Origin of the sequence: Sphingobacterium paramultivorum (genome assembly GCF_014109745.1) — a bacterium.
GTDB classification, from domain to species: Bacteria; Bacteroidota; Bacteroidia; order Sphingobacteriales; family Sphingobacteriaceae; genus Sphingobacterium; species Sphingobacterium paramultivorum.
The window spans coordinates 697,300-718,957 of record NZ_CP058555.1 but is presented as its reverse complement, the minus strand read 5'-3'; the positions used below and the strand labels follow the sequence as shown (position 1 = coordinate 718,957).

General features: G+C 40.1%; 24 protein-coding genes and 1 riboswitch. Of the genes, 12 read left to right on the top strand and 12 right to left on the bottom strand.

Annotation, left to right across the window (positions count from 1 at the left end):
• The first annotated feature begins 61 nt into the window (after window positions 1-61).
• From HS960_RS02740 to HS960_RS02685, 12 genes are all read left to right on the top strand, one after another.
• Complete coding sequence (locus HS960_RS02740; protein ID WP_075993423.1) at window positions 62-691, top strand: Crp/Fnr family transcriptional regulator; 630 nt, start codon at window positions 62-64, stop codon at window positions 689-691.
• 60 nt (window positions 692-751) lie between these two features.
• The gene (locus HS960_RS02735) at window positions 752-1,597 is read left to right on the top strand and encodes an NAD(P)-dependent oxidoreductase (RefSeq protein ID WP_153845835.1); all 846 of its coding nucleotides are present in this window, start codon (window positions 752-754) and stop codon (window positions 1,595-1,597) included.
• Window positions 1,598-1,715: 118 nt separating this feature from the next.
• The gene (locus tag HS960_RS02730; RefSeq protein ID WP_182331201.1) at window positions 1,716-2,459 is read left to right on the top strand and encodes a dienelactone hydrolase family protein; all 744 of its coding nucleotides are present in this window, start codon (window positions 1,716-1,718) and stop codon (window positions 2,457-2,459) included.
• Between the two features lie 45 nt (window positions 2,460-2,504).
• Entirely contained in the window at window positions 2,505-3,743 is a 1,239-nt protein-coding gene (locus HS960_RS02725; RefSeq protein WP_153845833.1) for a hypothetical protein, read from the top strand.
• A gap of 125 nt (window positions 3,744-3,868) precedes the next feature.
• Window positions 3,869-4,711: a VanW family protein gene (locus HS960_RS02720; RefSeq protein WP_227550165.1), complete on the top strand. Its 843-nt coding sequence runs from the start codon at window positions 3,869-3,871 to the stop codon at window positions 4,709-4,711.
• A 63-nt stretch (window positions 4,712-4,774) separates the two neighbouring features.
• Window positions 4,775-4,867: riboswitch (TPP riboswitch) on the top strand.
• A gap of 82 nt (window positions 4,868-4,949) precedes the next feature.
• The gene (thiM, locus tag HS960_RS02715) at window positions 4,950-5,753 is read left to right on the top strand and encodes a hydroxyethylthiazole kinase (RefSeq protein WP_182331200.1); all 804 of its coding nucleotides are present in this window, start codon (window positions 4,950-4,952) and stop codon (window positions 5,751-5,753) included.
• Window positions 5,743-6,375: a thiamine phosphate synthase gene (gene thiE / locus HS960_RS02710; protein ID WP_153845830.1), complete on the top strand. Its 633-nt coding sequence runs from the start codon at window positions 5,743-5,745 to the stop codon at window positions 6,373-6,375. Before thiM ends, thiE begins: the two co-directional genes overlap by 11 nt.
• Complete coding sequence (gene thiD, locus HS960_RS02705; protein ID WP_153845829.1) at window positions 6,372-7,211, top strand: bifunctional hydroxymethylpyrimidine kinase/phosphomethylpyrimidine kinase; 840 nt, start codon at window positions 6,372-6,374, stop codon at window positions 7,209-7,211. The genes thiE and thiD overlap by 4 nt, the downstream gene beginning before the upstream one ends.
• A complete protein-coding gene (gene tenA / locus HS960_RS02700; protein ID WP_182331199.1) occupies window positions 7,198-7,854 on the top strand; it encodes a thiaminase II in 657 nt (218 codons plus the stop codon). Before thiD ends, tenA begins: the two co-directional genes overlap by 14 nt.
• A 240-nt stretch (window positions 7,855-8,094) precedes the next feature.
• Window positions 8,095-8,838 (top strand): GIN domain-containing protein, encoded by a 744-nt coding sequence (locus tag HS960_RS02695; protein WP_153845827.1) that lies wholly within the window; start codon window positions 8,095-8,097, stop codon window positions 8,836-8,838.
• Between the two features lie 302 nt (window positions 8,839-9,140).
• The gene (locus tag HS960_RS02690) at window positions 9,141-9,719 is read left to right on the top strand and encodes a DUF1572 family protein (RefSeq protein WP_182331198.1); all 579 of its coding nucleotides are present in this window, start codon (window positions 9,141-9,143) and stop codon (window positions 9,717-9,719) included.
• Window positions 9,720-9,868: 149 nt separating this feature from the next.
• Window positions 9,869-10,756 carry a helix-turn-helix domain-containing protein gene (locus HS960_RS02685; RefSeq protein WP_182331197.1) on the top strand — a complete coding sequence of 296 codons (888 nt, stop codon included), beginning with the start codon at window positions 9,869-9,871 and terminating at the stop codon, window positions 10,754-10,756.
• Here HS960_RS02685 and HS960_RS02680 read toward each other — a convergent pair.
• The 12 genes from HS960_RS02680 to HS960_RS02625 form a co-directional block, all read right to left on the bottom strand.
• The gene (locus HS960_RS02680; protein WP_159727659.1) at window positions 10,753-11,559 is read right to left on the bottom strand and encodes a DUF2490 domain-containing protein; all 807 of its coding nucleotides are present in this window, start codon (window positions 11,557-11,559) and stop codon (window positions 10,753-10,755) included. The two genes, HS960_RS02685 and HS960_RS02680, sit on opposite strands and share 4 nt — an antisense overlap.
• Before the next feature lie 27 nt (window positions 11,560-11,586).
• Entirely contained in the window at window positions 11,587-12,477 is an 891-nt protein-coding gene (locus tag HS960_RS02675) for an urea transporter (RefSeq protein ID WP_153845823.1), read from the bottom strand.
• Window positions 12,478-12,487: 10 nt separating this feature from the next.
• A complete protein-coding gene (locus HS960_RS02670; RefSeq protein WP_075993435.1) occupies window positions 12,488-13,285 on the bottom strand; it encodes an urease accessory protein UreD in 798 nt (265 codons plus the stop codon).
• Window positions 13,286-13,287: 2 nt separating this feature from the next.
• Window positions 13,288-13,926: an urease accessory protein UreG gene (gene ureG / locus HS960_RS02665; RefSeq protein WP_112376090.1), complete on the bottom strand. Its 639-nt coding sequence runs from the start codon at window positions 13,924-13,926 to the stop codon at window positions 13,288-13,290.
• A 12-nt stretch (window positions 13,927-13,938) separates the two neighbouring features.
• Complete coding sequence (locus HS960_RS02660) at window positions 13,939-14,628, bottom strand: urease accessory protein UreF (RefSeq protein WP_153845822.1); 690 nt, start codon at window positions 14,626-14,628, stop codon at window positions 13,939-13,941.
• 169 nt (window positions 14,629-14,797) lie between these two features.
• Window positions 14,798-15,340 carry an urease accessory protein UreE gene (locus HS960_RS02655; RefSeq protein WP_182331195.1) on the bottom strand — a complete coding sequence of 181 codons (543 nt, stop codon included), beginning with the start codon at window positions 15,338-15,340 and terminating at the stop codon, window positions 14,798-14,800.
• Between the two features lie 3 nt (window positions 15,341-15,343).
• Window positions 15,344-15,931, bottom strand: a complete 588-nt coding sequence (locus tag HS960_RS02650) for a hypothetical protein (RefSeq protein WP_182331194.1) — start codon at window positions 15,929-15,931, stop codon at window positions 15,344-15,346.
• 158 nt (window positions 15,932-16,089) lie between these two features.
• Window positions 16,090-17,811 (bottom strand): urease subunit alpha, encoded by a 1,722-nt coding sequence (gene ureC, locus HS960_RS02645; protein WP_070567879.1) that lies wholly within the window; start codon window positions 17,809-17,811, stop codon window positions 16,090-16,092.
• Entirely contained in the window at window positions 17,808-18,182 is a 375-nt protein-coding gene (gene ureB / locus HS960_RS02640; RefSeq protein WP_153845819.1) for an urease subunit beta, read from the bottom strand. The genes ureC and ureB overlap by 4 nt, the downstream gene beginning before the upstream one ends.
• Window positions 18,183-18,199: 17 nt before the next feature.
• On the bottom strand, window positions 18,200-18,502 hold the full coding sequence (gene ureA / locus HS960_RS02635) for an urease subunit gamma (protein WP_182331193.1): 303 nt from the start codon (window positions 18,500-18,502) through the stop codon (window positions 18,200-18,202).
• A 175-nt stretch (window positions 18,503-18,677) separates the two neighbouring features.
• Window positions 18,678-19,028 carry a hypothetical protein gene (locus HS960_RS02630; protein WP_159727663.1) on the bottom strand — a complete coding sequence of 117 codons (351 nt, stop codon included), beginning with the start codon at window positions 19,026-19,028 and terminating at the stop codon, window positions 18,678-18,680.
• A 186-nt stretch (window positions 19,029-19,214) separates the two neighbouring features.
• Window positions 19,215-21,653 carry a TonB-dependent receptor gene (locus tag HS960_RS02625; RefSeq protein WP_202883744.1) on the bottom strand — a complete coding sequence of 813 codons (2,439 nt, stop codon included), beginning with the start codon at window positions 21,651-21,653 and terminating at the stop codon, window positions 19,215-19,217.
• Window positions 21,654-21,658 lie beyond the last annotated feature (5 nt).

Below are 21,658 nucleotides of genomic sequence, written 5' to 3'. Positions count from 1 at the left end.
TTTCTTCCCACAACAGCTGAAATAAGCCTATAAATAATTAACTTTAACTAATTTAAAAAATATGTTATCCATAGAACAAGCTTATACAGGCATTCTTGAACCGGAATTAATCGCTGAAATAGCGGAAAACGCGCATATAAAAACCTTCCGTGAAGGTGATCTCATCATTGATACCAATCAATATATCAAGGCGATGCCTCTCCTCTTGGATGGGGCAATAAAAATTGTCCGGGAGGATGAAGATAAAGGCGAATTGTTGCTCTACTATCTGGAAAAAGGTCAAACCTGTACAATGTCAATAGCCTGTTGCCTCGGGAATAAAAAAAGTGAAATTCGTGCGCTCGCAGAAAAAACAACGACTGTAGCCATGATTCCAAATGAGCTTGTCAACCTTTGGATGGGAAAATACCCTTCCTGGCGAAATTTCATCATATCCAGCTATTCAAGCCGTATGGACGAAATGTTACAAGCTGTTGATAGTCTAGCTTTTTCCAATATGGAAGAACGCATCATCAACTATTTGAAAGCCAAAGTGAAGCTGAATGACGACCGAATACTCACCCTTACGCATCAGGATATCGCTTCCGATTTAAATACATCCCGAGTCGTTGTCTCCCGAATTTTAAAAAAACTGGAACAGGAAGATAAAATAGTGCTGCTTCGCAACGAGATTAGGGTATTGGTAGAATGAGTAAAACATTTGTATCTTTAGCTATACGTAAATTTTGATAGCTATTAATGTAATTTTTAGATGAAGATAGAAAAAATAGGATTTATAGGATTAGGAAACATGGGATACCCCATGGCTAAAAATCTAGAAAAAGCAGGATTCCCCCTTTCTGTTTACAATAGAAACAAGGCTAAAGCAGCAGGCTTTGAAGAGCAATCAATTATCAGCGAAGATATAGGTGAATTAGTCGATCATAGCGACATTATATTTTCCATGCTCACCAATGATGAAGCAGTCAGCGAAGTATATGAAAAAATCCTCCAAAGGGAGATCAAGGGCAAATTGTTTGTCGATATGAGTACAATATCTCGTGAACGCTGTATTTCAATAGCCACTAAGCTAAAAGAAAAAGGCGCTGCTTTTATGGATGCTCCCGTTGCCGGCAGTACCAAACCAGCGACTGAGGGTACGCTTATTATTATGGTGGGTGGTGATCCCGAAGACCTTCATCGCGCTCAACCATACCTCGAGCAGATGGGAAAATCGATCAAACATCTCGGCGAAAATGGCCAGGGAATTGCCGCTAAACTTGCGATCAACTATTTCCTTTCCACCATCTATCAAGGTCTCGCGGAGACGATCTTATTCTCAGATAAACTGGGAATTCAACGAAGCGATATGCTCGAAATCATCAACGATAGTGCCAGTGGCAGTGGGGCAACAAAAGTGAAAACACCATTATTGGTGGAAGAAAACTACAGTCCTGCATTCGCGCTAGACCTTATGCTGAAAGATATTCGACTGGCTCAACAAGCCGGTGCTGAATATCCCCTCCTCAAGACCTTACTCGAAACCTACGGGAAAGCACACGATCAAGGTCTCGGACAGCTCGATGTTATTGGTATCATTGAATCCATCAAGTCGTAGCTTCAGGTTGGCGACAGTGAAAAAAATGTACATTGAAAATTATATTTAGTTGAGATGGACTCCAAATTAGGTTCATTTCTGATCACACAAAATAATGAGTGGAACAAATTCTTTACAGATGAAAACAGTTATGACACTATTGATGCTTACTATGGTCACCATGACTACGCAGGCCCAACAATTAAAACAGGTTTCTTACCAGGATGGTGAACAAAAACTCAACGGCATGGTAACCGCCAATAGGGCAAAAAAAGGCCCTGCTGTCTTAATTCTTCCGGCATGGAAGGGAATTGACAACGAAGCGAAACAAGCTGCATTGCTTCTTGAAAAAGAAGGTTACATTGCTTTCATTGCTGACATCTACGGTGAAGGAAATATTCCCTCGGACAACACCGCAGCTTCGAAAATTGCCGGCCACTACAAGACAGACTATAAAGCTTATCAGCATCGCATAATGCTCGCATTGGAACAACTGAAAAAAGAGGGTGCGGATCCGACGAAAATTGCTATCATCGGCTATTGTTTTGGAGGTTCAGGAGCATTAGAAGCGGCGAGAGCCGGCTTCCCCGTCAATGCAGTGATCAGTATCCATGGAGGCCTATCCAAAGCTGCCGACAGACCCAATAGTTCAATCAAAACAAAAGTACTCATTGAGCACCCAGCAGCCGATAAAAGTGTATCAAAAGAAGATTACGATGGGTTGGTCAAGGAATTAAATGAAGGAAAAGCAGACTGGCAAATAATCACTTACGCAAATTCTGGACACACATTTACGAATCCCGAGTCACCCGAATATAACCCCGTAATGGCTAAACGTGCCTGGGAGCACACCTTATTATTTTTGAAAGAAGTATTAAATTAAATAGCAAAGTCAACAACAGCAATATCGACCCAAATGAATTATAACGTGAAACTGCACATTTATCCGATTATCATTCAGTTGTTGATATTGCTGTTATATAGTCCGAGCGCAGCATCGCAAACAGTAAAATCGCTAACAATAGCTAGCCCTTCGCAAGCAATATTGTTTGTCACCAATGAGTCCGATAAATCGACCGATTTTATCATGCGTCTACACGAAAAAAATGCTGCTGAGATTTTCAAACAGGTACCTTTTAGCACAACAAAGTTATTGGTCACAAAAACCGATGCAAAAAAACTCACATTCATCGTTAAAAATCACCAATGGGCTATCGACGTATTGTCATTGAAGCAACGTCATGCCATGATCTTGTTTGATGGATTAGCCAAACCCAAGATCATATACGATAGTAATACCTATCTGGCAGCAGCCAAACCGATATTAAACACCAGCACACAAATTGCGTCAAAGAAAGCTTCGGCACAATATAATACCTCACATTTCTTTGACTCAATCGCACAAGTTAAATTTATTCCATCCGGGCAATATGCAGCGGCTATTATCGCAAATCCCGCTCTTACTCTTTATTACAGTCAGCGTAAGAATATATGTGACGGCACTTATGTAATGCAGCAGTTTTCGGACGAAAATGAGGTGCAATCCGGTGCAATTATGACAACTGTATATGAAGAAGGCAAAGAGATCACATCGAACAATCTTTCCGGGGGAAATAATTATTACAACAAAAGATGCTATAATCAATTCGGACTTATCGACTCCATACAGTACCTTCGCAATAGTAAGTGGAGCAGCAGTACAATTTACCGGTATCTCCCAAATGCCATTGTTTCCTACGATCCTACATTTGAATCGGCGATGATTTATCACTTGAACAGTAAACTCCAGGTTATAAAAAGTGAATCCATTCATTTTGTATATCAACGGAGAGACTGGACCATTTACAGTTATGATCAACAGAATCGAATTACTGAAGAGATTTCGGGTAGAAATGATCAAAGAGAAAGTCGCGTCCGCTATCAGTATGATAGTCCGGAAACAAGTGACTACTCACTACGCCAAACCTTCGATCAAAGCGATCGACTGACAGCCGAAATCAAGCGATCGTACCGAGCCAACGAAACGATTGATGAGTTTTATTATGAGGGTGTATTACAACAAAAATCTATTGTAAAAGATCTCGGAAACTGTGCCTACGAAAGCTTGATATATAACAAGGAGGGAAAGTTAACAGCGAAATACATACAGGCAAAGAAAACCAACTAAACGAACTGAAAAACTGCACTAAGCTCAGACAATAAGATTCTTGATTTTGATAAAAAAATATTCGACGAAATTAGGCAAAAAACACATTTCTGCACTAATTTTGATAGCGATACATAAACGTCAAATTGAGAAAAAGAAAACTGATCAGTCAACGTCATCCCATACTCTATTTTATTGCTGTATGGGCGAGAAGAGTGCAGCGCAAAGCCGTTTGGCTATTTGATAATAAGAAATACAGCACAGCTAAATCAACTGAAAAACTTCCCTTTCGTATTAAAAAGCATCAGTCTGTCTTATTAAAAAAACTGGGCGAAAATAATATGCAACTGCAGATTAACAAAGTTACCAACCTAAAAATTGCAGCAGCACAGATTAATAACATTCTGATCAGACCGAAGGAAACCTTTTCATTTTGTAAACTCGTTGGACTACCCACTGTAAAAAAAGGATATCTGCCCGGCATGGAGTTATCCTTTGGTGAAGCAAGAGCGGGTATTGGCGGTGGAATCTGTCAAATATCCAACCTCATCCATTGGCTTGTTATCCATAGTCCACTCACCGTCAATGAACGTTATCACCACTCTTTTGACCCTTTTCCTGACGATGGCCGTGTTTTGCCATTCGGTAGTGGAGCTACCGTCTTTTATAATTATCGCGACTATCAATTCACCAACAACACGCCTTACACCTTTCAAATAAATCTCTGGTTTACAGACAAATGTTTAGAGGGCGAATTAAGAATTGATCAAGAACTCGATTTTGCGTACCATGTCTTTGAAAAAGAACATCAATTTCTTAAAATAGACAATCAGTTCTTTCGTAAAAATGAGATTTGGCGCGAGAAGTTTTTAAAGTTTCAGGGTGGAAAAGTTTTAGAGACAGAGCTCTTGACCAAAAATTTTGCCCGCGTCACCTATGTTCCTACTGCGTATATTGAAATTAGTGCCGATCAAAATACGGCCGATTAATTCAACAAGCTAAGTGATCGAAAAATGACGGATATGAAAAGTCCTCTTTTTTGTTTAAGTTTGGTCTGGCTTTGGGGGTATTCTGTATAGAATTGAGATAGTCCCTTTGAACCTGATTCGGTTTATACCGGCGTAGGGAAAAGCAAAAATCCACTGTACAGCATATTCCTTTACTGCACAGGCTATCGCTCTTCTTCCCTCCAAGGCCACACAGTACATCTTAGCATATGTAAAAAGAATGGAAGATTCAATTATCAATTTATTAGAGCAGCTGAGGGTTGAAAAACCCCTTGTACACAACATCACAAACCTAGTCGTGATGAACAATACTGCCAACGCACTTTTGGCCTTAGGAGCGTCCCCTGTGATGGTACACAGTCCATTAGAAGTACGCGAGGTTGTCGATATTGCACAAGCTCTTGTCATTAATATCGGCACCTTGAGTGAAGATACTGCCGAAGCTATGCTGGTTGCTACCGAACATGCCAATACCATTGGACGGCCATGGGTACTTGATCCTGTTGGTGCTGGGATATCAGCATTCCGCAATGATTTATTATCCAATCTACTGGATCTCAAACCAACGGTTATTCGTGGAAATGCATCAGAAATCATGACGCTGTACAACTTCAACCAACCGAACACAAAAGGAGTCGACAGCACGACAGCAAGTAAAGATGCTCTCCGATTTGGCCAATTATTGCAAGAGCAAACCGGCTCCATTATCTGTATTTCTGGAGAAGTAGACTATATCCTTTCACAGCAATACCGGGTTGAAGTTTTTAATGGCAACCCTTTAATGACACAGGTAACTGGACTTGGCTGTAGCGCTACTGCGCTTATTGGTGCATTTCTAGGTGTTACAGACCAATATTTTGAAGCAGCTGTTGCCGGTGTATCCATTTTGAGCTTAGCGGGAGAACTCGCTGCCCAAACAGCAGCTGGCCCGGGTACCCTGCAATTGAATCTCTACGATAAACTCTATCAGCTCAATGCAGAACGTCTCAAATCGAAGCTCAAGATCAAACGCTATGCGCATTAATCCGCTTTTTCCCTACCCTTTATATTTGGTAATTTCTGAGCGGGACTGTTATCCTCAAAATTGGCTCAATGTTGCCGAAGAAGCCATTATTGGTGGAGTCGATCTTATACAATTGCGCGAAAAAGCTGACGATCCGGCCACATTTTTGGATAAAGCCATCCGTTTAAAAAAACTGACCGATCATTATGGTATTCCGCTCGTGATCAATGATGCCGTAGCAATCGCTGCCCAAATCGAGGCATGGGGAGTACATGTGGGTCAAAATGATTTCCAGCCGCTCGCTATTCGTGAAAAATATGGAGATAAATTAACTATTGGCTGGTCAATAGAAGACATGCAACAACTGGAAAGTCAACAAATGTACGCCGTTGACCACCTTGGTGTAAGTCCCATTTTTTCAACGAAAACAAAGGTGGATACGGTTACTGAATGGGGAATTGCGGGTTTAAAACAACTTCGGAGTAGGACGGAAAAACCATTGATCGCAATCGGAAGGATGAACTTACAAACTGCAGAAGAGACCTGGAATGCAGGTGCAGACTCCATTGCAGTCGTTTCGGCCATATGCCAAAGTCAAGATCCCAGAGCTGCCAGTGCACAACTAAAAGAACTATTAAAATGACAAAAGATAAAAAATACCGCGTCCCCACTGTACTCAGCATTGCAGGCTTCGACGGTAGTGGTGGTGCAGGTATACAAGCAGACACCAAAACGATATCTGCATTAGGATGTTATGCCATGAATGTCTTAACTGCCCTACCCGTACAGAATACACAAGGTGTAAGAAATATTTATGAAATTCCTACGAACGCTGTCCGAGACCAATTAGATGCTATTTTTGACGACATCTATCCCGATGCAATCAAAATAGGGATGGTACACAATATTGAACTTGTGGAGCTTATTAGCGCCTATTTAAAAGAATATAAGGGACCTATTGTTTTTGATCCAGTCATGGTATCGACCAGCGGGCACAAGCTCATTCACGATGATACAATTCAGGCCTGCATAGAACTTCTTTTTCCTTTAGCAACGCTGATTACACCAAATCTAGATGAGGTAAGTGTCTTAGTAGGCGAAGTTATTGACAATGTCGAGAGGATGAAAAAAGCGGGAAATAGCCTACTGGCGAAAGGTTGTCAATCCGTTTTGATTAAAGGCGGGCATCTCCAAAGCCAAGAGTTAACATCCCTGTTGTTCCAGCACAAGAATCCACCAATTGAATTCAAATCACAAAAAATTAACAGCAAAAATACACATGGTTCCGGTTGTTCGCTTTCTTCAGCAATTGCGAGCCATTTGGCACAAGGCGTTGGTCTCGATAGCGCGGTAGACTTCGCATTGACCTATATACACGCAGCAATAGCTGGTAGCAAAGATCTCGTCATTGGCAAAGGAAATGGGCCATTAAATCACTTCCACAATCCGATTAAACTTATTCAATATGAACTGGACTGATCATGCCTGGGAATCCATAACAGCTATTTATTCTGATATACTTACTATGCCATTTATTGTTCAGCTTAGTGATGGTAGTCTTCCCCTGGATAAATTTCAATTTTATATGCAGCAGGATGCTTTCTATTTAGAAGAATTTGGCCGTGTGCTTGCCTTTATAGGTGCAAAAAGCGCGGATAACCAACAAGCATTGGACTATTTCGAATTTGGTCGCAATGCGCTTCTTGTTGAACGGGCACTACACGAAAATTACTTTCGGGAATTTGGTTTAAGTCCTGCCGACAAGAGCAACAAAATCGAACCAACCTGCCATCATTATGTCCATTTTCTTAAAAGCGTAGCCGCTTTCGAGTGCGTTGAGGTCGCTATGGCGGCAACACTCCCCTGTTTTTGGATTTATAAGGAGGTCGGAGATCACATTGTATCGACAGCAAATACACAGGGAAATCCCTATTCCAAATGGATAGAAACCTATAGCGGTGAGGATTTTGCACAGGGCGTTATCAAGGCGAAAAACTACGTTGACAAAATTGCAGCAGAAACTACTGCAACAAAACGGGAGAAGATGCGACAAGTATTTATAACAGCTTCCCAATTAGAGTATCAATTCTGGTTAGCAGCCTACAAACGAAGGGTATGGTAAACAAACTATTGTCCGATACCGAACAGTTGATGTTCAAAAATGAGCATTAACGAAAATAGCACTCAGGAACAAAACTAGTGTTAATCAGTATTTTAAACGGATTTAAAGTTTTGGCACTACTATTATACTATAGGTGGCAGTTAACAATAGAGCCTGTGCATAAGCACATAAGAAACGATAAAAAGGGAAATTAAAATGAAACTTTCAGTAACAATAAATTTAAACTAATAACAGAAAATAATGAAAAGAATCTTAACCATTGCCTTTATTTCATTTTTATATGTAGCTCAGGCACAAGAACGCGAAACGCGCAAGATCACTGCTCCAGACGGCATTTCATCTGCAACTTCACTACGTGTGGATTACATTCATTCAAATCGAAATGAAGTTGTTGTTGAAGCAAACAACCCTGAACATTTATCTCTTATCGAAACGACCGTAAAAAACGGTACACTGTACGTACAGTATAAAAGAAATACGCAAATTAGAAATGCGAGAAACAATCGTGTAATTGTTTATTCAAGTAAGATACCAACACGTTTCTCAGCATCTTCTAGCAGTTCAATTCATACCGATGAAACTATTAAGGCCGATAAAATTTCTGTTGACGTATCTTCTTCAGCAAGCATATCTCTTAAAAAATTAATTGCGGATGATATAAGCCTTTCAACCAGTTCTTCGAGTAGTTTAACAACGGATGTGAGCAGTAAAAATTTGCAGGTATCTGCAAGTAGTTCGTCCAGCCAAGACATTTCAGGAAGTGCTTCAAATTTAAATTTGAACACCAACTCATCGGCATCGGTTGATATGAGCCGTTTCTCAACGACAAATGCCCAAATACAAGCGAATTCATCTGCAAATGTAACGCTCAGCGTGAAAGAAAACTTACAGGGAAAGGTTTCTACATCTGCAAGAATTGCGTTAAAAAATCAACCAAAAAATGTCCAAGTTGACAAATCAACTAGCGGCAGAGTAGTACTATAATTTTTAGTATGGTCTTTAATAAAGACTGTTTGTTTATGTTTAATGTTTAGTTAGCTTAAAGGTGATACATACCCCAGTATCACCTTTGCTTTTATCCCCCTTTTTGCTCACACTTCTCCTTCTCCTTCTCCTTCTCCTTCTCCTTCTAAATTTACACATTAATCACCTCAAAAAGCAGTATCAGGAAATTAGTGAGATCGATAGCAACACCAGATTTCTACTCAACAAAAACTATTTTAGGTCTCGGTTTCACGACATTTTTTGTATATTAATATTCATATAAATGACAAACTTTCGGCGTAATGGATAATTTTTTAGCGACTTGTATAAAGCAATTTCAATATTATAAATCATTGGGTGATAAAACATTTACACAACTAAGCACTGAACAACTCTTTTGGCATCCAAATGATTCAAGCAATAGCATTGCATTAATTGTAAAACATTTAGGCGGAAATATGCTTTCCCGTTGGACGGATTTTCTCAGCACAGATGGTGAAAAAGAAAATAGGAACCGGGATCAGGAATTTGAGAACAGCTGGACAGATCGCGATGAGCTTATTACCTATTGGAATGCTGGATGGGCTTGTCTATTTCAAGCAATTGAATCTCTCGGAGAAGAAGATCTCGTTAAAATCATCTATATCCGTAATCAAGGACATACTGTCATGGAAGCGATCTTGCGGCAACTCGCACATTATCCTTACCACATCGGGCAGATTCTCTATATCGGAAAAATATGTTTGGATGATAAATGGTCCACCTTATCGATACCCAAAGGTCATTCAGCTTCCTATAATAAGGAGAAATTCAGCCACGAAAAACAGCAACAACATTTCACCTCCGAGTTTCTAAAAGGGAATCAGGAGAATATGTATTAAATAAGCTTTTACACTCCATTAGCACAGTAATTACTTGAATGAAAGCATTGGATTTTAACCTATTTTTCGCAAAATTTTAAGTATATTTGTCATACATACAACTATTCTTTTTTAGTTGATTTCATTGGTAAGTACGTTGTTTTAAGACTATGAAAAATTCGATTAAGATCATCAACAATTACGAGTATAAAAAGTTATTTCTACCTGATGTTTCTGAGCACAATTTATTCAATGAGAATAAAATTCAAGTCTATCGAATTGAAAATTACCTACGCAGTATCCTGATGCCTGTCATCCCCTATCGTACAACGTTTAATTTTCTCATTTTTGTAACGAAGGGATCCCTGACCCAACATCTCGAAAGCGCATCTTATACATTAACTGAAAATCAAGTCATTAATATCAAACAAGGCAATATCACGGCCACGCTGGCAATTTCTGATGATGTAGAAGGTTTTTTTGTGGTCTATGAAAATGAAATTGTGACTGATATTGAACTCGGTATAAACGATATCAAATTTTTCAATTCCCATCCATTTACCACACTAAAAGTACATGTAGCGCATTGGATCCAGCAAATGTTGATATTATTGGAAGAAGAACTTTTTACTGAGGGCCGTGTGATGGAAGTCTGCATTGCAATGATACAGTGTATCTTATTAAAGGTGATAAAATCGGATATTGAAACAAAGGCCCCGATGAGCCGACAGCTAGATATTGCTTTCCGTTTTCGCGAATATGTACAAAAATTCCATATCGATCATAAAAACGTATTATTCTATGCCAATTTATTGCATATCTCTGAAAACTACCTCAATAAATGTGTTAAAGAAGCGACGAATAAACCACCGAAGCAATGGATTAGCGAAATAAGTATTTTACATAGCCAGATTCTGCTGCAGGATGCTACGAGAGATATTGCCGGTATAGCCTTCGAATTGAAATTTCAATCGCCCTCGTATTTCACTAGACTATTCAAAAAAATCACTGGGTATTCACCCAGTGACTATCGAAAACATAAGTTTATGGCGGACTAATGTTTTTTATTGTAAGGTAGATTCCAGATTAAATCTACGGCTAAATAATGAACCCCAAAATCTACTTTGTCATAGCCTTTAATTAAGTCGTTCATATAACCCAGATCCAATCGCAAAGGTGTTTTTGGAATATCTGTCATGTAATAGAAACCCAGACGGGTCTCTTTATAAGCAAAGCTAGACCATGTACTAACAGGTTCGTAGAGCTTACTTATTGCAAAAAGCCCTTCTGCGCTCAAAGCCAATTCTTGCTTATTTTTAGCCGAAATTTTAAAATTTAGCTGCGACTTCAAGCGGGTCCTAAATTGAAAATTCTCTTCGGCTTTCTGAAAATCAGCTGTAAAGAACTTTCGAAACTCTTGCCTTAACGTATTTTTCCATTTCAAACGATCATTCAGGGTAAATGTATACGCATATCGTCCATATAACCTAAATTCTTGCTCGACACCTTCATTATGGTAGGGTGCCGCCTCATCATAAACGTTTTGGCGACGATAGCTCAATGCATAGCTATATTGTTGATTCTTGGCAAATTTATGATAGACCTCATGGTTTAACACCCAAATGGCCTGCTTATGAAATGGATTTGAATCGTCGGGCGTACTTTTAGTTCCCAAACCGATGTAGGTTAGTGCCTCTTTGGTTCCCGCACTATCTAGTTTGCGGCGTAAGCCTAGAACGGACCAAGATGCGGTCCTTGCTTTTCCTAATCCCGGCGGACTGACTTGCGCGTAGGCAGTATTTACATGAATTCCCAATAATAGCATTATTGGGAATAGTTTTATTAAACGAAATTTAAACATAGATAAAATTTTAGTTCACAAAAAGGACTAGGAAGTCCCTTCGGCTGATGAAAATTTATTCACCAACCATTTATCAATAAGTTTGACCGGTTGCATCGCCCACATCGCAAAAACAAATGGGAAAGTCAATGTTGTCCAGCCGTGATGAATCAAAAAGTGATCAAAATATGTGGCGATAATTACAGCAATTAATACATATACGCCATCACGAACACGTGGGCCGCTCAAGGCGATTCCAACCAAAACTGCATTGAAGCTAAAGATGCCATTATTGGTCATGTCTGCAGATTCATGGCCATGGTGGGAAATATAAACACTGATGATAACAGCAGCGAAACCGTAAAGTGCTCCCATGGGATTGCTCAGGAAAACCCCGATGAAAAAGATCAATCCAGCAATTAAACTACCCTGAAAAATAACCTGACCAAAGGCATGGCCTTCAATTAAGAAGTCATCCATTTCCTGAATATCAACAAAATGCTCGGGTACCGTCCTTAAGGCCAATTCTGGAATACTCAACACATACAATGCGATCCAGGTAATTAAAATAAAAGGAAATGTAAATACGGGCAGATTCTTCTTTAATGCAAACCCCATCAAGATGGTGGTCAACGCAGATCCTACGATTAAAGCTCCCCATACCCAGACGTTTGTCTGAAAATAGAAAACCAAAGCTATACCATAAAGCGTAGCATTAAATCCGAAGAGTCCATCATTGATATGATCCTCATCAAATTTCATCAACTTGGCAGTCAATACCCCAACGATATTGGCGAGGATTCCCGCAAAGCCCATTAGTGCCGAATCATAAATAATGGCGCCTATAAATAAAATACCCGTCCAAATGTTACCCTGTAACATAATTTGCCCAAATCCTTTAAAAAAAGCTTTTATAAAAGCTAGGATGTTATTTTTCATTGGAATATAATTAGTTGTTATTCAAAAATATGTTGTCCCATAATGCGCTCTGCATTTCTTTAAAAAGAAGATAAAGCTGTTCGGCACCGTAACCTAAAACGCGAACCATAAAACCGTCATGTTGCAATTCACTAATACCAAACGCGACGTCTTTGGTTTCTCCGTATTGTTCATGGAAAGTCTCGATCCAGTCACTTGGATTCAAGCCGGCACTATTAAGGTAGATCAAAGTCCCCTGGTGCGTATAGCCTTCCAAAATACCCAAACCTTGTATAGGCATACGATCTGGCTGCAGCAATACATTATCTTTCACAACAAGCCTACCATTGACATAACATTCTGTCAGATTTTGAAAGTGATTGTACATAAACTCTTCACCAGACATTTTCCGACCACAAGTCACGATTTCACTAAGCAATAAGTGACAATTAGAGGCAAGATGTACAATGTTATGGCTCAAAAAATGAGACGAATGTTGTGGTACTACAGGATGGGGCACATAAGAAAAAACAGCATTTTCACCAATATTCACTTCCATAGTTTGGGAAGAATGGCCTTTCATATGAAACAAACGCTGGTAAGCTTGCGTTTGTAACTGCAACTTAGCCCCCGGAGCAATATCAACTTGAATACGATGGTCATCTCCATCCAACAAACCAGGCGATGAACTCATAATCATCAAGTACGCTGCGTTGTCTTTTTGATATTGTCCAACTGGAACGATACGAAACGGTTGTGTCGCATATGCATCTTTTAAAAAGGATTTTCCCTCGCGATGTGCTATTTTAATATCTAAAGAACAGATCATAGTTAACGTAGTAAATTAGGTTCCTCAATATCTTGAAGGAGTGCGTATTTTTTAATCCAGCCTACAATCTCTTCCAAACCATCTCCAGTTTTTAGATTTGAAAACAAGAATGGAGAACCTTTACGCATTTTACGTGCATCATGCTCCATTACTTCTAAGCTTGCGCCTACATAGGGTGCCAAATCTTTCTTATTGATCAATAGAAGATCTGATCTTGTAATTGCCGGACCACCTTTACGAGGCATTTTTTCACCTTCGGCAACATCAATTACGAAAATGGTGATATCGGCGAGATCCGGGCTATAGGTAGAAGTCAGGTTATCACCACCACTTTCAATCAAAATCAACTCTAAATCCGGAAAGCGGCTTGCCAGTTCCTCCACAGCTTCCAAGTTCATACTCGCATCTTCCCGTATCGCCGTATGTGGGCAACCGCCCGTTTCTACACCGATAATCCGTTCACGGGGCAGCAAACTATTTTTGGCCATATATTCCGCATCTTCCTTGGTATAGATATCATTCGTAATTACTGCAAGATCAATTTCATTCATCAAACGCCTGCTCAATCTTTCCAATAATGCTGTTTTACCAGATCCTACAGGACCACCAACCCCTATTTTAACATATTTTCTGTTTTCCATTGTAATTGTTTTTTAAGAAATATAAACTCTAGAATATAATCGTTCGTGTTGCATGCAACGGATGTCAAATCCAATGTTGCATAAGCCCACTAAATTCCGTTCAACTGCTAAGGTCTCCTTGCAGAGATCAAGTATATCGTCATGTAAACCAAAAAGTATATCTTGGCCATCCAATTGCCCTAATGGCACAAGTTTAACAGCATTGGTCACCATCGTAATAGCGGCATTATAATAAAAGCCGTGTAACGCTTCTTCCAAAGGAATTTCCAAAAGTGACGCCAACATGCCATACATCAAACAGTAATGACTATCTACTTCCTTCTTTTGGATTAATTCACCCCAGGACAGCATAAAATCCTGCTGTTGATACCGACTGAATATTTTATAAATACGCACGCCCAGTTTTTTACTAGCATCGCGAATTTCTCTTGGACTTTTTAATGCTGTACATTCTTGATCTAGGGCGATCAACGCATCCATGTCCTGCGAAGAAGTTGCATCATAGGCCAGTTTCATCAAAGCAGCATCATTGTACTTCAGATTATACCAGAGGTTATGACGCACGTATTTGTCCGCCGTGGCCTTATCATAGACTAAGCCCTGTTGCACATAGGTTTCCAGTCCATTTGAATGGGTAAACCCACCAATTGGCAATGTAGGATCTGCTAAATGAAGTAACTTGCCTAGAAATGTATTTTTCATTGACATTATTTTTTATTGTAAGTATATATCTTCAAGGACCAATCAGCTCCTTGCGTAATCTTCTCTATCATTGGGTATTAAAGCTGTCCAAGTTTTTCCTTTGATTCTTATTTTTTCCATTAAGGCATCAATGAGCCCGCTACGCTCGATTATTGGACAGAAAGGATCTTCAATCTTCGTTCATAGCTGCTGGCGCTTGCGAATTCATGAAGGCTTTATCGTTGATTATGAGCGGTATATTCTTCGTCGAAAACTTCATCTTCTGATGATGTTTTGGGTCGACATTTGCATTGAGCTGACGTAAAAGTTGGCGCTCGCAACGTTGCGGGTCAAACCCCTGTTTCGCTAACCACTCGTACATTGACCTTTCATAAGGCATAAGCAATTCATTTGCCTCCACAAATAGAGGCAAATGTTTATTTCCAATTTCACTACTTACAAAAGCGGTTCGAAAGAAATCAATTGCCATGACACGGATGACTTCACAAGGTTTGATTGTTACCACAACAATTTTCTCTTCATCTTCGTACAAGATATCGCCATCCTGCAAACTGGATGTATTACCCAACAATTTGACGGCAATATCCATTCCCTCCGCTGTACGTAAACGTTGAATACGTTTGGTCGACTCATACCATTCAATAGCGAGCGAATCAAGACGCTTATTGATCTGCTCACCCTGAATATTCCTTGTGATTTCCGTGATTATCATTTTCTAATTTTTAATAAATAGATTTTTAGATAAGCCTAAACCTACTGTAGACCCATTGATTCCCGTAATAACTTCGTGATCACTGGGAATAGCGGCATCTTTACTATTTTTCTTTTTATAAGACAATTCTGCCACTTTAGCTTTTAATGCCCAACCTTTTCCCAAGGCGATACCCACAAGCGGGTACACCCTGAATAGATAGCCATTGTATTTACCATCGACCATAGTACCACCGGTAACGACATGTTGATCGCCCCACAAATAATGCACATCAACCTGGCCAATTAACATAAAGTGCTCACTCAGAGGCCAAGTATTACTATAGAAAGGTCCTATTTCATGCGAATGATCTGTAAAATCCAGTGCTTTATCCTTAGCAGAATTGAATCCATAGTTTAGCCCCGCATTCATGTTGTCGGTGAAAAAATAGGCAGCACCCACCGGAGCGGCACTAAATTGATGCCCCGCTGTTGTTTCGTGGTAATTCAGTGACCCATAAACCATGATACCCCCCTTTTGCGCATAGGCCGATTGTATCGTAAAGCATGCTATTGCTATACAACAGCCTAAAAATGTCTTCAAATTTTTCATTAGCGTAAATCGTATTTTAGCAGTAATGAAGCATCATGAGCAGTCATTATTCCCTCTCTTTATGCGCTTTTGATAAGCCCATGATGATTTCATCAACATATTGTTTTTCATAGTTTATGGCGTGATATCGGATCACGCCATAAAAAAGTAGTATAGGGTTAAAACAAGAAGTATCGTTGTCCCAACGAAACTGTATCAACCGGTTTTGATCGCAGAATCTCACCGTCAAGACTTACCTCATAATTCTCTGGGTTGACGATAATTTCAGGTGTAGCATCATTGTGGATCATATCTTTTTTGGAGATATTCCGACAATTTTCTACAGCAAGTAAGGTTCTTTCCAATTTATACTCTTCTTTAATTCCTTTTTCCAATGAAATTTTAGAGACAAAGTCAAAACAAGTTTGGTGAACAGCTTTACCTAAACCACCGAACATTGTTCTTAAAATAATTGGCTGTGGTGTAGGAATAGAAGCATTCGCATCACCCATTTTTGAAGCGATAATCATCCCGCCCTTAATAATCATTTCTGGTTTTGCTCCAAATAAAGCAGGACGCCAGATCACCATATCGGCAATTTTACCGGGCTCGATTGAACCAACATATTTGGAAATACCATGAGCAATTGCTGGATTGATCGTGTATTTCGCTACATAGCGGCGTGCACGGAAATTATCGTTGTCCTTGCCTTCGTCTTCAGGTAATGGGCCTACTTGTTTCTTCATTTTGTCTGCAGTCTGCCAAGTCCGTGTGATGACTTCACCTACACGTCCCATTGCCTGCGAATCCGAGCTCATGATACTGAATACACCACGATCTTGCAGTACATCCTCAGCAGCAATCGTTTCTGGACGGATACGAGAGTCAGCAAAAGCTACGTCTTCCGGAATTTCTTTACTCAAGTGGTGACAAACCATCAGCATATCCAAATGCTCGTCAATCGTATTTTTAGTGAATGGACGTGTCGGATTTGTCGATGCTGGCAAAACATTTGGATACATCGCCGATTTGATGATATCTGGAGCGTGACCACCACCAGCACCCTCTGTATGGAATGTATGGATGACACGTCCATTGATAGCTTGAATAGTATCTTCTAGGAAACCCGCTTCATTCAAGGTATCTGTATGGATTGCAACTTGCACATCGTATTGATCTGCGACAGTCAAAGCTCTGTCGATTGTTGCTGGTGTAGCACCCCAATCTTCGTGGATTTTAACGCCTAACGCGCCGGCTTCAATTTGCTCCACAATAGGTTGTTCAGTACCTACGTTTCCTTTACCAAAGAAACCGAAGTTCATTGGAAGGTCTTCAACAGCTTGCAACATGCGGCGTAAATTCCATTTACCCGGTGTTACTGTAGTTGCATTTGTTCCATCCGCTGGACCTGTACCACCACCAATCATTGTTGTAACACCACTATACAAGGCCGTTTCAACTTGTGTTGGGCTGATATAGTGAATATGGGTATCAATACCACCTGGAGTTAAGATATATCCTGATCCACCATGTACCTCCGTAGAAGCACCGATAATCATATTTGGTGTAATATTGTCCATTGTATCCGGATTTCCAGCACGACCAACACCAACAATTTTACCATCCTTAATACCAATATCACCTTTCACGATACCCCAGTGGTCAATGACGATGGCATCAGTGATCACCATATCCAATGTACCTTCATCACGTGTATGAACTGAAGATTGGCACATCCCGTCACGGACAGTCTTACCACCGCCAAATTTGGCTTCATCGCCGTAGTAAGCGTAGTCTTTTTCGACTTCAATAATGATATCTGTATCTCCTAAACGGATTTTATCTCCACTTGTAGGGCCAAAGATGGCGCTATAATTTAATTTGCTAACTTTTAAACTCATGATACTTTGTTTTTAAAGCCTTGTTCTTTTACTTTTTTCATTGCATTTGCTTTCGCAACTTCGGTTTCGGTATCTCCATTTGCCAAATCATTGTGGCCATAGATCCTTCTTGCACCCGCATACGGAACCAATTCGACGTCTTTTGATTCACCTGGCTCAAAACGAACCGCTGTACTGGCGATAATATTCAACCGTTTGCCAAATGCCTTTTCACGATCAAACTCCATCATTTTGTTCACTTCAAAGAAATGAAAATGTGAACCTACCTGAATTGGTCTATCACCTGTATTTGTCACAGTGATAGTTGTAACTTCTCTACCTTCATTACAGATAACATAGCCATCTGCAATAAAAAATTCTCCTGGGATCATAGATTATATTTTAACAATTAGCGAATCGGGTTATGAACAGTAACCAGTTTTGTACCATCTGGAAATGTAGCTTCAATCTGTACATCATGAATCATTTCAGGCACACCTTCCATGACATCTTCACGTGTCAACAACGTTGCACCATACTGCATTAAATCAGCAACAGTACGTCCGTCACGAGCAGCTTCCAAAAGTTCACTACTGATCAATGCAATAGACTCCGGATAGTTTAATTTAAGTCCTCTAGCTTTACGTTTTTTCGCTAGTTCGCCGGCAAGATAAAGCAATAGCTTCTCTGTCTCTCTAGGTAATAAATGCATATAAATATTATTTAAATTGTTGTTATTCGAATTAAAACAAGTCACGGTGAGTACAGGTCACGACAAGGCCATACGACTTAAAAAAATCGTTCAAAATCGTGCTTAAAAGGACAGATTATACCCCTACGCAGCGCAAGGTCTGTCTCTTATCAACCGTTGTAAGAAATGGAAATTTTTATCCCAGAAACGGGATCTTTAAACTTTGGAAAAGAATATATTTTGGCGGCAGGATCAATCGATCCATATATGGCCTTCTGTTATTCTGAATTTTGAGACGTACAGGATAACAGAATACAAAAAGACAAATTGAAAGCACTCCCCAATAAAGCAGCTTGCTCCATTCATCTTTGAGGTCCATCTGTTCGGTGATATCATAGACATCACGATCTTTAACCGCAGCGACCAAATTCTCCCGCTCGGAATTTTCCGAACCTTTTTCTACATGAGTATGGAAAGCCGCCAGGCTTATCCGGAAAACGGGTAAACTTTGGACAGTAGAATGCGTCGGTATAGCTATTCCTTTCATGAGCAGGGTGCTCAAAAGAAAAACTAAAAAGACTAAACTATACCTCATTCTTGTGTTCACAATTCTATTATTTGTTGTTCAAATTTACGACCAAAGCGGGCTACTTGACTAGCACAAATCTTGAATTAAATAGTCCAAATTTGTTGAAAAAGCCCGCTTTGGAGATTTTAGATCAATCTTTCGAATTTAAAAAGAGTAACCAACTGATACCATGATATTTCTCGGTGCACCAGCAAAGGCTCTCGTATAGTCAAAACCACCTAAAAAGTAATATTTATCGAATACATTGTTCAGGTTTACGGCCATTTTCATAGCACCAATGTGGTAATAGGCCGCTGCATTAACAGTTGTATAAGATGGCCATTGTCCCCAGAGTGCATTTCCATCGCTATCCTTTCCGATGCTATTGTCCATCCGCTTACGGTCTACATAATAAACACCGGCACCAAAACCTAAGCCTTTTAAGGTACTATTTGAAAACACATATTTTAACCAGGCACTCGCCATATTTTTAGGTGCTCCTGGCAGGGACTGTCCTATTTCAGAAGGAACCGAGGATGATTTCACCTCCGTATCATTATAGGTATAATTGGCCATAACCTGGAACTCCCGTGTCAACTGCCCACGCACATCGAGTTCAACACCCTGCGATAGCGCTTTGCCAGATTGTCTATACTCCGGCAGCCCTGAATCATTGATAGCCCCTGTGGCAATGAGCATATTCCGTCGTTCAATTCGGAATAAGGATAGATCAACTTGCAATTGTTCCTTAAAGAAACCCGTCTTCACCCCTGTTTCCACCTGGAAACTCCGCTCGGCATCAAAGGGTTTATCGGCACCATAATCTTTATAGTTCTGAATAAAATTGGCGCCTACAGGCACAAACCCCTGTGAATAACTTGCAAAATAGTTAATCTGCTTATTGATTCCATAGGTTACACCAAAACGAGGTAATAAGGCATTTTGTGTCGCATGAAACCAATTTTGTCCATCAAGTGTTTCAGAAGAATAGTGTTCATGACGTAGACCTACAATAAGTTTCAGTCGGTCGTCAATGCTGATTTGATCCTGAATATATTTACCCGTTGTTTTATAAGGGCTCAAAAAAGGATAAGCGACTCCTGTACGCCATACATAATTCGTCAGATCATGAGTCGTATAGGTAGGATTGTTTAAATCAAAAGTCAAAGGAACAACTTTACCATCTATAGTTTGCTGCCTAGCCTCCCGCAATTGGTTTTCTTTGTCGCCCCGATATTGGGCAAAATCAATCCCAGCAACCAAATGATGATCAACTCTATCGCCCAAAAGATCCCACTTGACGTAACCGACAACATTATCGGTATAATCACGCCCATGGCGATCAAAAAAGCGCATATTCATAATAGTATTATGTGGCGCATCAGCAAACGTATTCATTGTCCGGTGTTCATTGACATCTTCCTGATAGATGGATTTCATGTAACTCAGATTCAAACTAACATGTTCTGCCAGACGCTGAGACAAACGAGCGCTTAATGAAAAAGTCTTGGAATTATAAAAATCAGAAGGTTGGCTCAACGTAAATGATCTGGGCAACGCATAAAAGTTATTTTCCTTAATACCCATTCCCCGATCAAGATAACCGTTGAACTGATTATATACCATGTCAATATCAACCACCGTGCCTTCAGCTGGTTTGAAGGTGAAGGAAGGAGCAATCATCATTCGTTTCTGACGATTTACGTCACGGAAAGTCCTGGTATCTTCATAACCCGCGTTAAAACGATATAAAATACGCTTGGCACTATCCAATGGTCCACCGAGATCTACAGTAGTTCGCATCGTTTCAAAACTACCGCCGGCAAAATTCACATGCCCCTTAAAATCTTCCAAAGGCTTCTTTGTAGTCATGTTAATTGTCCCCCCCGGCACAATATCCCCAAACAAAGATGCCCCAGGCCCTTTCAAAACCTCGATATTTTCAAGATTGATCGTTAATGGCGAATTATAATAACTGTTACCATACCCATACCCCGAGCGTAAACCATTGACAAGTCGGACACCCGTTTCGTAACCGCTTTTGAAACCGCGGATAACAACATCATCATAGGAAGATGCTTCTGTCACACCAGCCAGGTCCTGCACCAGCGCTCCAGTAGTAAAAGCCTGTTTATCTTCGATAAATTCCTTACTGAGTACAGCGACAGATTGCGGTAGATCCTTTAATTTTCCTGCAAATTTACCCCCCAGCTCCATATTATTTGTCAGATATGAATTGTTGCGTCTACCCGTAACCAATACTTCATCCAATGTATTATCACCGGCTACCATAAGCAATCGAACTCCTTTTTTTGCATTCCAGTTGGCCGTGTTCAAATCCAGCAATACAGGCTTATACCCAATTGCAGCTGCACGTAGCTGTACAGGAAAAGAAGTTATTCCGGTAAAACTAAATTCGCCCTGAGCATTAGAACTTGTCTGTTGTTGTCGATCTGCCAGTGTCAATGTAACCCCTGAGATTGGATTACCGTTTTCATCCTGGATCTTACCAAATAGTGCCACACCTTGTTGTGCATACACCGCTCCCGGTACGGAAGCACTTGTCAATAAAGCGAAAGCTAGCGCTTTCATTACGTTGTTCATTCGAA

Excerpts from the sequence above, each read along its gene's own strand:
- HS960_RS02740 (WP_075993423.1), top strand. The coding sequence starts at position 62 with ATGTTATCCATAGAACAAGCTTATACAGGCATTCTTGAACCGGAATTA.
- HS960_RS02735 (WP_153845835.1), top strand. The coding sequence starts at position 752 with ATGAAGATAGAAAAAATAGGATTTATAGGATTAGGAAACATGGGATAC.
- HS960_RS02730 (WP_182331201.1), top strand. The coding sequence starts at position 1,716 with ATGAAAACAGTTATGACACTATTGATGCTTACTATGGTCACCATGACT.
- thiM (WP_182331200.1), top strand. The coding sequence starts at position 4,950 with ATGGAAGATTCAATTATCAATTTATTAGAGCAGCTGAGGGTTGAAAAA.
- thiE (WP_153845830.1), top strand. The coding sequence starts at position 5,743 with ATGCGCATTAATCCGCTTTTTCCCTACCCTTTATATTTGGTAATTTCT.
- thiD (WP_153845829.1), top strand. The coding sequence starts at position 6,372 with ATGACAAAAGATAAAAAATACCGCGTCCCCACTGTACTCAGCATTGCA.
- tenA (WP_182331199.1), top strand. The coding sequence starts at position 7,198 with ATGAACTGGACTGATCATGCCTGGGAATCCATAACAGCTATTTATTCT.
- HS960_RS02695 (WP_153845827.1), top strand. The coding sequence starts at position 8,095 with ATGAAAAGAATCTTAACCATTGCCTTTATTTCATTTTTATATGTAGCT.
- HS960_RS02690 (WP_182331198.1), top strand. The coding sequence starts at position 9,141 with ATGGATAATTTTTTAGCGACTTGTATAAAGCAATTTCAATATTATAAA.
- HS960_RS02685 (WP_182331197.1), top strand. The coding sequence starts at position 9,869 with ATGAAAAATTCGATTAAGATCATCAACAATTACGAGTATAAAAAGTTA.
- HS960_RS02680 (WP_159727659.1), bottom strand. The coding sequence starts at position 11,559 with ATGTTTAAATTTCGTTTAATAAAACTATTCCCAATAATGCTATTATTG.
- HS960_RS02675 (WP_153845823.1), bottom strand. The coding sequence starts at position 12,477 with ATGAAAAATAACATCCTAGCTTTTATAAAAGCTTTTTTTAAAGGATTT.
- HS960_RS02670 (WP_075993435.1), bottom strand. The coding sequence starts at position 13,285 with ATGATCTGTTCTTTAGATATTAAAATAGCACATCGCGAGGGAAAATCC.
- ureG (WP_112376090.1), bottom strand. The coding sequence starts at position 13,926 with ATGGAAAACAGAAAATATGTTAAAATAGGGGTTGGTGGTCCTGTAGGA.
- HS960_RS02660 (WP_153845822.1), bottom strand. The coding sequence starts at position 14,628 with ATGAAAAATACATTTCTAGGCAAGTTACTTCATTTAGCAGATCCTACA.
- HS960_RS02655 (WP_182331195.1), bottom strand. The coding sequence starts at position 15,340 with ATGATAATCACGGAAATCACAAGGAATATTCAGGGTGAGCAGATCAAT.
- HS960_RS02650 (WP_182331194.1), bottom strand. The coding sequence starts at position 15,931 with ATGAAAAATTTGAAGACATTTTTAGGCTGTTGTATAGCAATAGCATGC.
- ureC (WP_070567879.1), bottom strand. The coding sequence starts at position 17,811 with ATGAGTTTAAAAGTTAGCAAATTAAATTATAGCGCCATCTTTGGCCCT.
- ureB (WP_153845819.1), bottom strand. The coding sequence starts at position 18,182 with ATGATCCCAGGAGAATTTTTTATTGCAGATGGCTATGTTATCTGTAAT.
- ureA (WP_182331193.1), bottom strand. The coding sequence starts at position 18,502 with ATGCATTTATTACCTAGAGAGACAGAGAAGCTATTGCTTTATCTTGCC.
- HS960_RS02630 (WP_159727663.1), bottom strand. The coding sequence starts at position 19,028 with ATGAAAGGAATAGCTATACCGACGCATTCTACTGTCCAAAGTTTACCC.
- HS960_RS02625 (WP_202883744.1), bottom strand. The coding sequence starts at position 21,653 with ATGAACAACGTAATGAAAGCGCTAGCTTTCGCTTTATTGACAAGTGCT.